Origin of the sequence: Sphingosinicella soli (genome assembly GCF_014199685.1) — a bacterium.
Taxonomy (GTDB): domain Bacteria; phylum Pseudomonadota; class Alphaproteobacteria; order Sphingomonadales; family Sphingomonadaceae; genus Sphingosinicella; species Sphingosinicella soli.
Genome location: NZ_JACHNZ010000024.1, coordinates 44,403 through 58,906, shown reverse-complemented (window position 1 = coordinate 58,906; position 14,504 = coordinate 44,403). Strand labels below are relative to the sequence as shown.

General features: G+C 64.8%; 13 protein-coding genes. 4 read left to right on the top strand and 9 right to left on the bottom strand.

Features of this window, described 5'->3' with window-relative positions; genetic code table 11:
- Positions 1 to 89 precede the first annotated feature (89 nt).
- Both cydB and GGQ98_RS11290 read right to left on the bottom strand, forming a co-directional pair.
- Entirely contained in the window at positions 90 to 1,094 is a 1,005-nt protein-coding gene (gene cydB, locus GGQ98_RS11295) for a cytochrome d ubiquinol oxidase subunit II (protein WP_184069525.1), read from the bottom strand.
- Positions 1,091 to 2,497 (bottom strand): cytochrome ubiquinol oxidase subunit I, encoded by a 1,407-nt coding sequence (locus tag GGQ98_RS11290; protein ID WP_184069539.1) that lies wholly within the window; start codon positions 2,495 to 2,497, stop codon positions 1,091 to 1,093. Before GGQ98_RS11290 ends, cydB begins: the two co-directional genes overlap by 4 nt.
- 207 nt (positions 2,498 to 2,704) lie before the next feature.
- On the opposite strand from GGQ98_RS11290, the gene GGQ98_RS11285 reads away from it, so the two are divergent.
- Together GGQ98_RS11285 and GGQ98_RS11280 are read left to right on the top strand one after the other, a co-directional pair.
- Positions 2,705 to 3,520 (top strand): ferredoxin--NADP reductase, encoded by an 816-nt coding sequence (locus GGQ98_RS11285; protein WP_184069523.1) that lies wholly within the window; start codon positions 2,705 to 2,707, stop codon positions 3,518 to 3,520.
- Positions 3,521 to 3,574: 54 nt separating this feature from the next.
- Positions 3,575 to 4,246: a peptidylprolyl isomerase gene (locus GGQ98_RS11280; RefSeq protein WP_184069537.1), complete on the top strand. Its 672-nt coding sequence runs from the start codon at positions 3,575 to 3,577 to the stop codon at positions 4,244 to 4,246.
- A gap of 2 nt (positions 4,247 to 4,248) precedes the next feature.
- Here GGQ98_RS11280 and GGQ98_RS11275 read toward each other — a convergent pair whose 3' ends face one another.
- Genes GGQ98_RS11275 through GGQ98_RS11260 form a run of 4 tightly spaced genes read right to left on the bottom strand, consistent with a single transcriptional unit; the run spans position 4,249 to position 8,744 of the window.
- Positions 4,249 to 5,418 (bottom strand): dihydrolipoamide acetyltransferase family protein, encoded by a 1,170-nt coding sequence (locus tag GGQ98_RS11275; protein WP_184069521.1) that lies wholly within the window; start codon positions 5,416 to 5,418, stop codon positions 4,249 to 4,251.
- A gap of 4 nt (positions 5,419 to 5,422) precedes the next feature.
- Positions 5,423 to 6,427, bottom strand: a complete 1,005-nt coding sequence (locus GGQ98_RS11270; RefSeq protein ID WP_207791366.1) for an alpha-ketoacid dehydrogenase subunit beta — start codon at positions 6,425 to 6,427, stop codon at positions 5,423 to 5,425.
- A gap of 11 nt (positions 6,428 to 6,438) precedes the next feature.
- On the bottom strand, positions 6,439 to 7,668 hold the full coding sequence (locus GGQ98_RS11265; protein ID WP_184069517.1) for a thiamine pyrophosphate-dependent enzyme: 1,230 nt from the start codon (positions 7,666 to 7,668) through the stop codon (positions 6,439 to 6,441).
- A gap of 20 nt (positions 7,669 to 7,688) precedes the next feature.
- On the bottom strand, positions 7,689 to 8,744 hold the full coding sequence (locus GGQ98_RS11260) for a Leu/Phe/Val dehydrogenase (protein ID WP_184069515.1): 1,056 nt from the start codon (positions 8,742 to 8,744) through the stop codon (positions 7,689 to 7,691).
- 123 nt (positions 8,745 to 8,867) lie between these two features.
- Between GGQ98_RS11260 and GGQ98_RS11255 the strand changes: the two genes are divergently transcribed.
- Positions 8,868 to 9,350 (top strand): Lrp/AsnC family transcriptional regulator, encoded by a 483-nt coding sequence (locus tag GGQ98_RS11255; RefSeq protein WP_481133351.1) that lies wholly within the window; start codon positions 8,868 to 8,870, stop codon positions 9,348 to 9,350.
- Positions 9,351 to 9,426: 76 nt separating this feature from the next.
- On the top strand, positions 9,427 to 11,802 hold the full coding sequence (locus GGQ98_RS11250) for a penicillin acylase family protein (protein ID WP_184069511.1): 2,376 nt from the start codon (positions 9,427 to 9,429) through the stop codon (positions 11,800 to 11,802).
- 96 nt (positions 11,803 to 11,898) lie between these two features.
- Here GGQ98_RS11250 and GGQ98_RS11245 read toward each other — a convergent pair whose 3' ends face one another.
- The 3 genes from GGQ98_RS11245 to GGQ98_RS11235 all read right to left on the bottom strand — a co-directional run bounded on the left by GGQ98_RS11245 (position 11,899) and on the right by GGQ98_RS11235 (position 14,122).
- The gene (locus GGQ98_RS11245) at positions 11,899 to 12,714 is read right to left on the bottom strand and encodes a THxN family PEP-CTERM protein (protein ID WP_184069509.1); all 816 of its coding nucleotides are present in this window, start codon (positions 12,712 to 12,714) and stop codon (positions 11,899 to 11,901) included.
- 158 nt (positions 12,715 to 12,872) lie between these two features.
- Positions 12,873 to 13,202 carry a DMT family transporter gene (locus GGQ98_RS11240; protein WP_184069507.1) on the bottom strand — a complete coding sequence of 110 codons (330 nt, stop codon included), beginning with the start codon at positions 13,200 to 13,202 and terminating at the stop codon, positions 12,873 to 12,875.
- Positions 13,203 to 13,267: 65 nt separating this feature from the next.
- Complete coding sequence (locus tag GGQ98_RS11235; RefSeq protein WP_184069505.1) at positions 13,268 to 14,122, bottom strand: hypothetical protein; 855 nt, start codon at positions 14,120 to 14,122, stop codon at positions 13,268 to 13,270.
- Between the last annotated feature and the right edge of the window lie 382 nt (positions 14,123 to 14,504).

Sequence of the window (14,504 nt, the reverse complement as noted above, 5' to 3'; positions counted from 1 at the left end):
ACCCCATATGAATATGTCTGCAAAATATGGTCCGAGCAGCCAAAACGGTTTATCAGAGAACCGCACCATCAAAACGAGGGACTAAACACCTAGTGGTAGCCATCGGTGCCCACCTTGCCGCGAAACACCCAGTATGCCCACGCCGTGTAGGCGAGGATCAGCGGCATGACGATGACGACGCCGACCAGCATGAACACCTGGCTGCGCTCCGGCGCGGCGGCATCCCAGATCGTGATGCTGTCCGGCACCACATAAGGGAACATGCTGATGCCGAGCCCGATCGTGCCGAGCAGGAACAGCGCGAGCGACAGCAGGAACGGGGACCATGTCGCGCGCTTTTTGAGCGTGCGGAACAGGAAGTAGGTGGCGATCGCGACGAGCAGCGGCACCTGGCTGGTGAAGAGCATGCCGGGCATGTCGAACCAGCGCTCCCAATAGCGGTGTTCCAGCAGCGGTGTCGCAAGACTCACCGCCGCCATCAGCACAAGCGTTGCGATCGCGGCGCGCCCGGCGAGGCGGTAGGCGTGATCGAGCGCAGCGCCTTCCACCTTCACGATCAGCCACGTCGCGCCGAGCAGCGCATAGCCCGCGACAACGCCCGCGCCGGTGAGCAGGCTGTAGGGGCTGAGCCAATCGAGCCAGCCGCCCGCATAGGCGCGCCCTTCCACATCGATGCCTTGCAGGATCGCGCCGAGGATCATGCCCTGCGAAAACGCCGCAACGAGCGAGCCGCCGGTGAACGCGATATCCCAGAACGCGCGGTGGGCGGGGTCGCGCCAGCGGAACTCGAAGGCGACGCCGCGGAACACGAGGCCGAGCAGCATGGCGATGATGAGCGGATAGGTGGCGGGCAGGATGATCGCGTAGGCAAGCGGGAAGGCCGCGAAAAGACCGCCGCCGCCAAGCACCAGCCACGTCTCGTTGCCGTCCCACACCGGCGCGATCGCGTTCATCGCCTGATCGCGTTCCTCGCCCTTGAACACGGGGAAAAGAATCCCGATGCCCAGATCGAAACCGTCCATCACGACATAGGCGAAAATGCCGAAGGCGATGATGAAGGCCCAGACCGTGGTGAGATCGATGTTGACGCTCATTGTCCGCCCTCCAGCGCGGGTGCGGGGGTAATGCCTGCTGTGCGGACAGGGCCGGGTTCGGCCTCGACGCCCGCTTCGCCGGGCTTCGGCCGGTGCGACATCAGTTTCAATATGTACCATGTCCCCGCGCCGAACACCGCGAAGTAGATGACGACGAACGCGATCAGCGAGGCGCCGACAGCGGGCGCCGCGAGCGGCGAGGCGCTGTCGGCGGTGCGCAGCAGGCCGTAGACCGTCCACGGCTGGCGGCCGACCTCGGTGGTGATCCAGCCCGCAATGACGGCCACGAAGCCCGACGGGCCCATCACGAGTGCCGCGCGGTGCAGCAGGGGAGAGTCGTACAGGCGGCCGCGCACGCGCGCGATCAGGCTCCAGAGTCCGACCCCGAGCATCAGAAGCCCGATGCCCACCATGATGCGAAACGACCAGAATACGATCCCGACGGGCGGCTCGTTTTCGTCCGGCACGGTATCGAGCCCGGCGAGCGGCGCGTTCAAATCATGTTTCAGGATCAGCGAGGACAGCTTGGGAATCGCGACGGCGTAGTCGATGCGTTTTTCCTCGCTGTTGGGAATGCCGAACAGGTAGAAGGGCGCGCCGTCGGGGTGGCTGTCGTAGTGGCCCTCCATCGCCATCACCTTCACCGGCTGATGCTCCAGCGTGTTCAGGCCGTGCATGTCGCCCGCGAAGATCTGCACGGGCGCGACGAGCGCGGCCATCCACATCGCCATCGAGAACATGATGCGCGCGTGCGGGTTCGCGCGGTCCTTCAGCAGATGCCAGGCGCCGACGGCACCGACGACGAACGCGGTGGTGAGGTAGGCGGCGATCAGGGTGTGGACGAGGCGGTAAGGGAAGCTGGGATTGAAAACGATCGTCCACCAGCTGTCGCCCGGAAGGAACTGGCCGTTTTCGCCGATGATGTGCCCCACCGGCGTCTGCATCCACGAATTGACGCTGAGAATCCAGAATGCCGAGATGAACGTGCCGATCGCGACCATCAGGGTAGCGGCGAAGTGCAGCTTCTTCCCCACCTTGTTCATGCCGAACAGCATGACGCCGAGGAAACCCGCTTCAAGGAAGAAGGCGGTGAGAACCTCATAGGCCATCAGAGGGCCGATCACCGGCCCCGCCTTGTCGGAGAACACCGACCAGTTCGTGCCGAACTGGTAGGACATGACGATGCCCGAGACGACGCCCATCGCGAAGGTGATCGCGAAGATCTTCAGCCAGTAGCGGAAGAGATCGAGATAATGGTCCTTGCCGGTCTTCAGCCAGAGCGCTTCCAGAACCGCGAGGTAACTCGCCAGCCCGATCGAGAACGCGGGGAAGATGAAATGGAAGCTGACCGTAAACGCGAACTGGATGCGCGCGAGCAGCACGGCGTCCACGGAACCGAACAGTGATTCAAGCACGGCGGCGACTCCTTGTCGGCAGCTATCCGTTTGAGACGGCTAGCACATTTCGCGTGCCGACGCGACGGGCGCAATGCGACGCGATGTTCCGCGACGTTCTGTCTCGTTGCAATCATGCAGGAAGATTATTTGCAAATAGTTCGCAATAGCGTAGAAGGCGTGTTTCATTCACGAGCCCGAGACGAAAGGCTTACCATGAGCGACCGCGCCGCGGCAGCACGCATCCTTGCGCCGTCCGATGCGCTGACGGTGGAGACCGTACGTTCCGTGCTGCACTGGAACGCGCATCTGTTCAGTTTCACGATCACGCGTCCGCCGAGCTTCCGCTTCCGATCGGGCGAGTTCGTGATGATCGGGATGCCCGGCGAGCGGCGGCCGCTGCTGCGCGCGTATTCGATCGCGAGCCCGGCATGGGCCGAAGAGCTGGAATTCCTGTCGATCAAGGTGCCCGACGGGCCGCTCACCTCGCAGCTTCAGCGCGTCAGGCCCGGCGACCAGCTTTTCCTCGGCCGGAAGCCGACGGGCACGCTCGTCGCCGATGCGCTGCTGCCGGGGCGGCGTCTGTTCCTGCTTTCGACGGGAACAGGTCTTGCGCCGTTCATGAGCCTGGTGCGCGATCCCGATATTTACGAACGCTTCAACCAGATCGTGCTCGTGCACTCCGTGCGGCAGGTCAGCGATCTTGCGTACCGTGCCGATCTTGAAAGCCACCTCGCGGGTGATCCGCTGGTGCAGGATCAGGCGCTGCTGCAACTTTCCTATCTGCCGACAGTAACGCGCGAGCCTTTCCGCACCGGCGGGCGAATCGATACGCTGATCGCCGACGGCACGATGTTCCGATCCCCGCTGACGGGGCCGAAGCACTTCGATCCGGCAACCGACCGCGTGATGCTCTGCGGCAGCATGACGATGATCCGCGCCCTCGCCGCGCAGCTTGAAGCGGCCGGATTTGCCGAAGGATCGAACGCCGAACCGGGGCATTATGTGATCGAACGCGCGTTCGTCGGTTGAGGAGATACGGATTTGCGTTTCCGCCGGACGGCAAGCCGCACTAACCTGCCGGGCATGATTCGCCTGACCGCCCTTTGCACCGCGCTGCTCGCCCTTGCCGTCGCCATGCCGTCGCTCGCGCAAACCGAGCCGCAAACCTCCGCAACGCCCGCCGAAGCGCCGCCAGCGCCGCCATCTGCGCCGGAGAAGGTTTACGAGACCGTGCGCGTCGCGATCACGACGAGCGAGGGCCCGATCGTGCTTGCGCTGGAAAAGGAACGCGCGCCGCTGACGACCGCGAACTTCCTGCGCTACGTTGACCAGAAGCGGATGGACGGTACGGCCTTCTACCGCGCGATGAAACTGTCCGACGACGGCAGCTACGGGCTGATCCAGGGCGGCACGCAGGGCAATCCGAAGAAGGTTCTGCCCAAGGTCGCGCACGAACCGACCACGAAAACCGGGCTGTCGCACACCGACGGCGCGATTTCGATGGCGCGCGGCGCGCCGGGAAGCGCGGACGGCGATTTCTTCATCACCGTCGGTGCGCTCGATTCGCTGAATGCCGACCTGTCGAAGCCCGGCGACAATCTGGGCTTCGCGGTGTTCGGCCGTGTCGTGGAGGGCATGGACACGGTGCGCAGGATCATGAACGCGCCGACCTCGCCGACGCTCGGCGCAGGCGTGATGAAGGGGCAGATGATTGCGGCCCCCGTGCGGATCCTCACCGCGCGCCGGGCGCAGTAGGCTCAGCGCGCGAGCAGCAACGTCGGGGATTCGAGTAGCGCCTTCACTTCGCCGATGAAGCGCGCGGCCTCGTAGCCGTCCACCACGCGGTGGTCGAACGACGAAGAGACATTCATCATCTTGCGCACCTCAATCGCGCCGCTCCGCACCACCGGCCGCTCGACGAGGCGGTTGGGGCCGATGATCGCCACCTCGGGGTGATTGATGACGGGCGTGGTCGCGATGCCGCCGAGCGTTCCCAGACTGGTGATGGTGATCGTCGAACCGGAGAGTTCGTCGCGCTTCGCGGTGCCGTCGCGCGCGGCGGCGGCGAGGCGGGCGATTTCCGCCGCGAGTTCCCACAGGCCGAGGTCTTGTGCATTGCGAACCACCGGCACGATCAGGCCGTTGTCGGTCTGCGTCGCAATGCCGACGTGGACGGGCGTGTAGCGGCGGACGATGCCCGCTTCATCGTCGTACGTCGCATTGATCTGCGGGAAGCGCGGCAACACGCGGACAAGCGCCTGCACGAAGAACGGCAGCAGCGTCAGCTTCGGGCGCTCGTCTCCATAACGGGCGTTCAGTTCCGCCCGCGCGCCTTCGAGCGCGGTGAGATCGGCCTCCTCGACATAGGCGAAATGCGGAATGCGCCGCGCCGAGATTTCCATCTTCTCGGCGATCTTGCGGCGCAGGCCGACGAGTTTCGACTCGGTGAATTCATCGGCGCTCGGCGACACGCGCAAGGCTGCGACGTGCGCTTCGAAATCCGGGCGACGGATGCGGCCGTGCGGGCCGGAGCCCTTAACGGTCTCCAGATTCACGCCGCCCTGCTTCGCGAGACGGCGCACCAGCGGCGAGGCCTTCGGGCGCGATGATGCGGGTGCGGGCGGCGGCGTTTGGTCAGGGACGACGGCTGCTGCGGCTGCCTCCACAGGTTCGGCGCGCGCCTTTCCCTCCAGCGCGAATTCGACGAGCGCGGAGCCGATCTGCCGGAGCTGGCCGACCTCGCCGTGGATCGCGACGATCGTGCCGGATACCGGCGAGGTGAGTTCCACCGTCGCCTTGTCGGTCATCACATCCGCGAGCGGCTGGTCTTCGGCGACCGTATCGCCGGGCTTCACGTACCACTCGACGAGTTCGGCCTCGGCGATACCTTCGCCGATGTCGGGCAGCTTGAAGACGTAGTTCGCCATGTCCTTACGCCTCCATCGCGCGGCGCAGCGCATCGCCGACGCGCTTGGGCCCTGGGAAATAATCCCATTCGAAGGCGTGCGGGTAGGGCGTGTCCCAGCCGGTGACGCGCTCGATCGGTGCTTCGAGATCGAAGAAGCAGTGCTCCTGCACCAGCGCGGCGAGTTCCGCGCCGAAGCCGCAGGTGCGCGTCGCCTCGTGGACGACAACGCAGCGGCCGGTCCGGCTCACCGACTGGGTAATCGTTTCAAGATCGAGCGGCATCAGCGTGCGCAGATCGATCACCTCCGCATCGATACCGGTCTCGCTCGCCGCCGCGAGCGCGACATGCACCATCGTGCCGTAGGCGAGCACGGTGACGGCGCTCCCCGCACGCACGATGTTCGCCTTGCCGAGCGGCACGACATAATGCCCCTCCGGCACCTCGCTCGCGGCATGCTTCGACCACGGCTCGACGGGCCTGTCGTGATGCCCGTCGAAGGGGCCGTTGTAGAGGCGCTTGGGCTCGAAGAAGAGCACGGGATCGTCGTCCTCGATCGCGGCGATCAGCAGGCCCTTGGCGTCGTAGGGGTTCGACGGGATCACCGTCTTCAGCCCCGCGACGTGCGTGAAGATGCCTTCCGGGCTCTGGCTGTGGGTCTGGCCGCCGTAAATGCCGCCGCCGTAGGGGCTGCGCACGGTGATCGGCGACCACCATTCGCCGCCGGTGCGATAGCGCATGCGCGCGGCTTCGGAGATCAGCTGATCGGTCGCGGGATAGATATAGTCCGCGAACTGAATCTCCACGACCGGCCGCTTGCCGTAAGCGCCCATGCCGACAGCGACCGCCACGATGCCGCCTTCGGAGATCGGCGCGTCGAACACGCGGGTGAGGCCGTGCTTGCGCTGGAGACCATCAGTTGCGCGGAACACGCCGCCGAAATAGCCGACGTCCTGCCCGAAGATGGTGACGGCGGGATCGCGCGTCAGCGCCACATCCATCGCGCTGTTCAGCGCCTCGATCATGTTCATCGTCGCCATGGCTATACCCCCGCCTGCCTGCGCTGTTCGACAAGGTGAGGCGGCATCTCCTTGTAGACATCGTCGAACATCGTGGAGGCTGGTATGCGCGCGCCTTCTTTCAAAGTGCCGTAGCTTTCGGACTCCTTGCCCGCCGCGCGCACCTCGTCCTCGAGTTCCTTTTCAAGCGCTGCGTGGCGCTCTTCGTCCCAAAGGCCCGCGCCGATCATATGCGTCTTCAGCCGTTCGATCGGATCGCCGAGCGGCCATGCGGCGGCTTCCGCTCCGGGGCGATATTTGCTCGGATCGTCGGAGGTCGAGTGGCCTTCGGCGCGGTAGGTGAACAGCTCGATCACCGTGGGGCCGAGGCCGCTGCGCGCGCGGTTCGCCGCCCAGCGCGTGACGGCGTAGACGGCGAGAAAGTCGTTGCCGTCCACACGCAGCGACGGGATACCGTAGCCGAGCCCGCGCGAGGCGAACGTCGTGCGCTCGCCCCCCGCGATGCCGGAGAAGGACGAGATCGCCCACTGGTTGTTGACGATGTTGAGCACGACGGGTGCCTGATAGACGCTGGCGAAGGTGAGCGCATGGTGGAAGTCGCCCTCCGCCGTCGCGCCCTCGCCGATCCATGCGGCGGCGATGCGGCTGTCGCTCTCCGACGCCGACGCCATCGCCCAGCCGACCGCCTGGCTGTACTGCGTGGCGAGGTTGCCGGAGATCGAGAAGAAACCCGCCTCGCGGCTTGAATAGAACACCGGCATCTGCCGCCCTTTCAGGCGGTCGCGGCTGTTCGAATAGACCTGGTTCATCATGTCGACGAGCGGCCAGTCGCGCGCCACGAGCAGGCCCTGCTGACGGTAGGTGGGGAAGCACATGTCGCCGTATTCGAGCGCGAGCGCGGCGGCCACGGCGACCGCCTCCTCGCCCGTCGACTTCATGTAGAAGCTGGTCTTGCCCTGCCTCTGCACGCGGACCATGCGCGCGTCATAAGCGCGGGTCAGCATCATGGCGCGCAGGCCCTTTTCGAGCAGAGCTGCGGGCAGGCCGGGGTTCCAATCGCCCACCGGATTGCCCGCGTCGTCGAGAACGCGGATCAGCGCCCACGCAAGGTCGCGGATTTCGGCGGGGTCGGTGTCTTCGGCCGGTCGGCGCACCTCACCGGCAGGCGGCACCTTGATGTGCGACAGGTCGGGCGTTTCGCCGGGGCGGTGTCCGGGTTCGGGAATGTGCAGGCGCGTACTGTTTTTCAGCATGGGTGTTTCCTTGTGGCCGCTCATGCCGCCGCCCGCCGTCCGCGCGCGATGATGCGGCGGGCGCGTGTGTCGGCAACGGTGTTGGCGGGCACCTGTTCCGTGGCGGCGGAGTCGAGAATGGCGATGAGGCGCGGTGCGATCTCGGCGATGCGGCGCTCGACCGCTTCGGGCGCCTCGCCGAGATATTCGGCCGAGACGTTGATGATGCCGCCCGCGTTCACGACATAGTCCGGCGCGTAGACGATGCCGCGCGCGGCGAGGGCTTCACCGTCGGCCTCGGTTTCGAGCTGGTTGTTCGCCGCGCCGCAGATAAGGCGCGCTTTGAGCGTCGGGATCGTGCGGCCGTTCAGAACGCCGCCGAGCGCGCAGGGCGCAAGGATGTCCGCATCGGCGGAAAGGATGTCGTCGATGCCGACGGCGCGCGCACCGAGTTCGGCGACGAGCGCATCGACGCGGCGGCGATCGACGTCTGCAATCACGAGCCGCGCGCCCGCCGCGCGCAGCATACGGCAGAGCGCCGCGCCGACGCTCCCGGTGCCCTGCACCGCGACGGTCAGCCCGTCCAGATCGCTGCCGAGCGCAAAGCGCGATGCCGCGCGCATCGATTCGAACACGCCGCGCGCCGTCCACGGCGAAGGGTCGCCGCCGCTCTTGCCGGGCTGGGCGCGGAGGCCTGCGACAAAGCGCGTGCGTTCCCGCACTGCGGCCATGTCCTCCACGCTCGTGCCGACATCTTCGGCCGTGATGTAGGCGCCGCCAAGGCTTTCGACCGCATTGCCGAAGGCGCGGAACATTGCGGCCCGGTCGAAGCTGCCCGCCGGGCGCTGCAGCACCGCCTTGCCGCCGCCGAGCGGCAGGTCCGCGAGCGCGTTCTTATAGCTCATGCCGCGCGCGAGGCGGATGGCGTCGGCGGTGAGGTCGGCGCGGCGCTCGTAGTGCCAGAAGCGGCAGCCGCCCGCCGCCGGTCCGAGTGCGGTTGAGTGGATGGCGATGACGCCGATCGGCTCGCCGTCCGCAGTGCTGACGACGTGAATATCTTCCTGAAAATCCGTGACTTCGTGCGGCCGGTGGACCATCGGGCCTCCCTTTCGCGCACAAGCGTAACACGCATCCGGCTGATAAAAATTGCTCGTATGTGGATACGGGGCAGATTAAGGAATGATCTATTCTCAAAAGCGCAGATAGTGGAATAGATCATGCTGGAAGAACTGGACCCGTTCGAACGCAAGATTCTCGCGATCCTCCAGAAGGATTCGTCGCGGCCCACCACCGAGATCGCCGAGGAGGTCGGGCTGTCGCAGGCGCCCTGCTGGCGGCGCATCCAGCGGCTGAAAGAGGCGGGCTATATCAAGGCGCAGGTGAGCCTGCTCGACCGGCGCAAGATGGGCCTCAACACGCAGGTGTTCGCGCAGGTGAAGCTCACCCGCCACGGGCGCTCCAACCTGCACAAGTTCTCGGATGCGATCCGCGAGTTTCCCGAAGTGCTCGACTGTTTCGTGTTGCTGGGGCCGGTCGATTTCATGCTGCGGATTGTGACGCGCGACATCGAAACCTACGAGCGCTTCTTCTTCGAAAAGCTCTCGCAGCTTCCCGGCGTGCAGGAAGAGCACTCGATGGTGGCGCTGTCGGAGATCAAATCGACGACGGAATTGCCGATTCTGGAAAGCATGGCCGCAGCGTAGCGGCGCTGCTGCGCAGGGTGGATTTGCGGCGATCGTTCCCGCATAACATGCGGAGAACACGACGGGAGGTTGAGGTTTGGCCAAAAGACTCCGCGCTTTCACGGTTATCGCAATGGCGCTTTCGACGACCGTGTCGCACGCGCAGCCCGTTTCGGAAACCTGGGATGTGCGCGGTCTGAAGGCCCCCGCCGAGATCATCGTCGACCGCTGGGGGCTCGCGCATATTTATGCCGCGAGCACGCAGGATGCCTATTTCCTGCAAGGCTACAACGTCGCGCGCGATCGGCTGTGGCAGATCGATCTGTGGCGCAAGCGGGGCCTCGGGCTGTTGTCGGAAAGTTTCAGCGAGGCCTATGTGGAGCAGGATCGCGCCGCGCGCCTTTTCCTCTATCGCGGCAACATGGCGCACGAGTGGAAGCGGTATGCGCCGGGCGCGCGGGGCAGCTACGAAGCCTTCGTTTCGGGCATCAACGCCTATGTCGACGAGGTGCGCGCGGGCCGAAAGCCGATGCCGCGCGAATTCGCGCTGACCGACAGCGCGCCCGCGCATTGGCGTGCCGAAGACGTCGTGCGTATCCGCAGCCATGCGCTGGTGCTGAACGCACAGTCCGAAGTGCAGCGCGCCCGCCTGATCTGCAAGGGCGGCATGGAGGCGGCGCGCGCCGTGCAGCGGCTCTATCCCGACCATACACCCCAGGTGCCCGAAGGGCTCGACCCCTGCGTTATCGATGGGGAGGTGATGCGCGACTATGTGCTGGGTACGGGGCCGGTCAGCTTCGAAGGCCTGCCGAAACCGGCGGAAACAGCCTCCGCCGTTTCGGGCGACGGCGGCATGGAAGGCTCCAACAACTGGGTGATCGCGGGAACGCGCACGGCCACGGGCCGCCCGATCCTGGCGAACGACCCGCACCGCGCGCTCACCGTGCCGAGCCTGCGCTATGTCGTGCATATCGAAGCGCCAGGGCTGTCCTTGATCGGCGCGGGGGAGCCGGGGGTGCCTGGCGTTTCCTTCGGCCACAACGGCAAGGGCGCCTTCGGGCTCACCATCTTCAGCACCGATCAGGAAGACGTCTACCTCTATGATCTGCAGCCCGGCCGGTCCGACACGTATCGCTACCGGGGCCGATGGGAAAAGATGCGCATCGTTCGGGAGATGATCCCGGTCAAGGGCGGGAAAGCGGTTGCGGTGGAACTGCCCTTCACGCGGCACGGCCCCGTTATTCACCGCAATGCGGCGGACAATCGCGCGTATGCGATCCGCTCGGTCTGGTCCCAGCCCGGCACGTCGGCCTATGCGGCGGCATCCTGGCTCGCAGGGGCGTCGAGCTGGGAAGATTTCAGGAAGGCGGCGGACCACTGGGGAACGCCGCCGCTCAATCTGATCTGGGCCGATGAGGGCGGCACGATCGGCTGGACGGCTGCGGGGTTGACGCCGGTGCGGCCGAACTGGGACGGGCTGCTGCCGGTTCCCGGCGACGGACGCTTCGAATGGAACGGCTTCCTTGCGCCGCGGCGGCTGCCGAGTGTGATGAATCCCGCGCAGGGGTGGATCGCCACGGCGAACGAGCGGAACGTGCCGAAGGACCATCCCGCAGACGTGCAGATCGGCTTCGAATTCGCGGATCGCAGCCGCTACGATCGGCTCGCCCAGATACTCTCGGGCGCCGAGCGCGTCTCCGTGGCGGACGCGGCGGCGATGCAGATGGATACGCGCGATCTTTCCGCGCTGCGGCTCGTCGCGCTGCTCGGCGGCATGAAGGGGTGGGACGCCGACAGTGAAACCGCGCTCCGTCTGATGCGGGAATGGGACGGCGACGCGCGCGCCGACAGCGCGGCGGCGGCGATCGCATCGACCTGGCTCGCGTCGCATCTGGGGCGTACGCTAGTGTCCCATGTCGTCCGGCCCGAAGCGCAGGCGCTCGTCACGCGCGCGTCTGCCGACGCGGCGCTCCATGCGTTCGAGGCCGGCGATCCGCTGCTCGGGCCCGATGCCGCCGCCACGACGCAGGCGGTGCTGAAGGAAGGCCTGGCGGCGACGCTGGACGACCTGCGGACGCGGCTAGGGCCGGACATGGCGCGCTGGACCTGGGGCGGCGTGCATCAGATCGAACTGAAACCGTCGACGGCGGCGCTGGAAGGCGTTGACGCGCGCGCGTCATTGACGGTCGGGCCGCTGCCGGTCGGCGGCACGGGAACCACGGTCGCGCTCGCGGCGCCGGGCAAGGACTTGCAGGCCCTGCACGGCCCTTCGGTGCGCATCGTCATGGATGTCGGCGATTGGGACAAATCGCTGTTCATGAACATGCCCGGCCAATCGGCGGACCCGGCGAGCCCGCACTACCGCGATTTTCTGTCCGGTTGGCTGGAAGGGCGTTTCGCGCCGATGACCTATACGCGTCCGGCGGTCGAAAAGGCGGCTGCGCGCGTGATCGCCCTTAAGCCCGCCCGCTGAAAGAAGCTTGCCGCACATAATGAAAGACCCGGCTCAGGATGCCTGAGCCGGGTCTGATCAGTATTCAACTCCTAGGTCGGAGTTGGATCGGGTACTTCAGGCGGCCTTGCGGCGGCGCGCGAAGCCCAGGCCGACGAGGCCGAGACCGAAGAGGCCGAGAACGGCCGGTTCCGGAACTTCCACGCCTTCGATCTGCAGCACGAACTGCGCGAAGGTCGTGGCATTTTCCGCCGTCATGAAGCCGAAGCAACCCGGAGCGACATTCGCCACTTCGCAAGCTTCATCGGAGAGGAAGCCGAGGGTCGACGGCATGGCGGCCGGATCTTCGAAGAGGAACAGCGAGTAGTTGGCGCCGTCATAGTTGAAGTCGAACTGGCCCGAGTCGAACGCGAACACGAAGATGTCGGCGCAGCCGTTGACGTTAATGCCGTCGCCGTGGGTGCCGCCGGCGTCACAGGTCTGGCCGGGGAGCTTGTTGGGCGTCTCGATGAACGAGATGTTGAACGTGCGCTCGAAAGCCGGGTCCAGCGTCGCGCCGGCCGGATCGGCCGGGGTCAGCGAGATCGTGATTGCGAGATCGGTGCTGAGCAGCGAATTGGTGCCGCCCGGCAGTATGTTGTTCTCGTGATAATACTGGTCCGCGAGGCTCCACAGCCCGTTGGTCTCAAGCGAGCCCGACGTCGGGGTGTCGGTAACGCCGATCGCGCTCTTTACACCATTGACCGGGCCCCATTCGAGCCGCTCGTCGGTTATTACCGGCGTGCCGTCGTTGTTCTCGAAAACCGAGTTGGAGAACACCGAGGTCACTTCGAAAGACCATGTGTTCACGAGCGCTGCATGAGCAGACGTCGCCATTCCGACCGTGGCCAGAGCCGTCATCGCCGGAAGAACCTTGTTCAGAACCTTGCGCATTTTAAGCCTCCTCAAAAAACTGTAGTCGGGATTGAGAAAGCAAGTTGCGTGCCACTTGGGGCGTTCGTGAAGAAAAGGTTAAGTTTCCGCGACTAAGGCGGGCGCTCCGGCGCGGCGGGAAAATGCCTTGCCGGGAACTGTAAAAAAACCCGACAACATCAATGCACGGCGGCGCGCGAAAAAACCCGCAGGACCACCACACCGGCCAGGATCAATCCTATGCCCAGCAGGGCAGGCGCATCCAGCGTCTGCTTCAGAAACGCCCAGCCGATGATCGTGATGAGGACGATGCCTGCGCCCGCCCAGATCGCGTATGCGATGCCCACGGGGATCACCTGAAGCGCCAGCGACATCAGGTAGAACGATATCGCGAAGCTGATGCCGACGATGATCGTGGGCGTCACCCGCGTGAAGCCCGCAGTCTGGCTCAGCGCTGACGTTCCTATGGTTTCGGCGACGATCGCGCCTGCAAGATAGAGATAGTGCATGAAACCTGCCTCCCGCGTTCAACGTCGATATCGGAGGAGAATGGAGCGCAGGCTGAAGCGGTTCGTCAAACCTTTTCGGAAACGCCCGTGGGCGCGCGCACGATGTCGTCGCTGGTCGGCTTTCCGTAAACGATGAACTTTTCGGCCTTGCCGTCGTCGTTCAGGTAGAAATTCGGGATCGTGAGCAGCGGCCGCAACCCGTAAAGCTCGTAGATGCGCCGGGCATGCCGGTATTTTTCGCAATCGGAGGTTTCCAGGCAGAACCAGCGAGCGCCGTTCTGTTTGGCGCGTTCTTCCGTCAGGCGAAGCGTGGCGAACACGGCGTCGCGCCGCGCGCGCGCCGGATCGATGGCGCCCCATGCGCCCCATGTCACGTCGCGCCAGAACCCGGTTTCGTAAATGCCGGTAAGGCCGATGATCGACCCCTCGCATTCCACCACGCTGAATTCGCAATCGGAAGGCATCCTGCTGCGATTGCCGAAGCGAAGGCGCATGGCCTGCTGGTCGCGATCGGTGACCCTTTTCCGTTCTGCGTGAAGATAGATATGTTCGCCGTGCCCGTCGGGTATGTGGCCCGCGATCCGGAAGCCTGCGGCCAGAAACTGCGGCGCATGAACGCGTTCCAGGCGAACGACCAGAAGGCGGTGGCAGCGCGGCCAGCGGCGCATCGCCGCCAGGGCAAGGTTCACGCCGTCTTCGTCGTGGGAAGCAAGATCGATCCAGGCGACGTCGCGGCCGTGCACGAACGACGACAGCAGATCCAGCTCCACCGTTTCGCCCGCCCGATCGTCAATGTGGACCACCGATCTGGACCACATCGAAGTCATCTGCGGAAAGCCCGCCCGGCGCGCGAAATGCCAAAGATAACTGCGCGCAACGAGATTGATTTCACCGCTGAAATTATCGGCGGCGATTTTCATCGCGCGGGCGATATCAACGATTTTCAGCGGTCTTATGGAATAACTGTTGTCTTTTTTCGATCTTTTGGATCGTATTACTGGTTTTTCTCGGGGGGATGGTAAATCGTTCGCTACGGAATAAGGTAAATTTACAAATTTGTTTTCAATGGCGACCGCCACATTGAGGTGGCTGCTTTCAACGGCAAATGACTCATTCGGATTGATGTTAACCATTGACCCCGATTTATTCATTATTTGACCCGTTCGCGACGCTTTTATTCTTCGATCCAGCCCCTATTCCGTCTCGGAACCGCTTCTTGCCATGGCGCAAAGCAGGTATTCTGACCCGGAGTATTGACCGACGTTCGTTAACAAAACTCTAACTTTGTTTTCCGGCATTTCC

What these genes read in the sequence shown, in the direction of transcription:
- GGQ98_RS11245 (WP_184069509.1), bottom strand. Translation starts at nt 12,714, where the DNA reads ATGCGCAAGGTTCTGAACAAGGTTCTTCCGGCGATGACGGCTCTGGCC.
- GGQ98_RS11285 (WP_184069523.1), top strand. Translation starts at nt 2,705, where the DNA reads ATGAGCGACCGCGCCGCGGCAGCACGCATCCTTGCGCCGTCCGATGCG.
- GGQ98_RS11265 (WP_184069517.1), bottom strand. Translation starts at nt 7,668, where the DNA reads ATGCTGAAAAACAGTACGCGCCTGCACATTCCCGAACCCGGACACCGC.
- GGQ98_RS11270 (WP_207791366.1), bottom strand. Translation starts at nt 6,427, where the DNA reads ATGAACATGATCGAGGCGCTGAACAGCGCGATGGATGTGGCGCTGACG.
- GGQ98_RS11240 (WP_184069507.1), bottom strand. Translation starts at nt 13,202, where the DNA reads ATGCACTATCTCTATCTTGCAGGCGCGATCGTCGCCGAAACCATAGGA.
- cydB (WP_184069525.1), bottom strand. Translation starts at nt 1,094, where the DNA reads ATGAGCGTCAACATCGATCTCACCACGGTCTGGGCCTTCATCATCGCC.
- GGQ98_RS11275 (WP_184069521.1), bottom strand. Translation starts at nt 5,418, where the DNA reads ATGGCGAACTACGTCTTCAAGCTGCCCGACATCGGCGAAGGTATCGCC.
- GGQ98_RS11260 (WP_184069515.1), bottom strand. Translation starts at nt 8,744, where the DNA reads ATGGTCCACCGGCCGCACGAAGTCACGGATTTTCAGGAAGATATTCAC.
- GGQ98_RS11280 (WP_184069537.1), top strand. Translation starts at nt 3,575, where the DNA reads ATGATTCGCCTGACCGCCCTTTGCACCGCGCTGCTCGCCCTTGCCGTC.
- GGQ98_RS11235 (WP_184069505.1), bottom strand. Translation starts at nt 14,122, where the DNA reads ATGAAAATCGCCGCCGATAATTTCAGCGGTGAAATCAATCTCGTTGCG.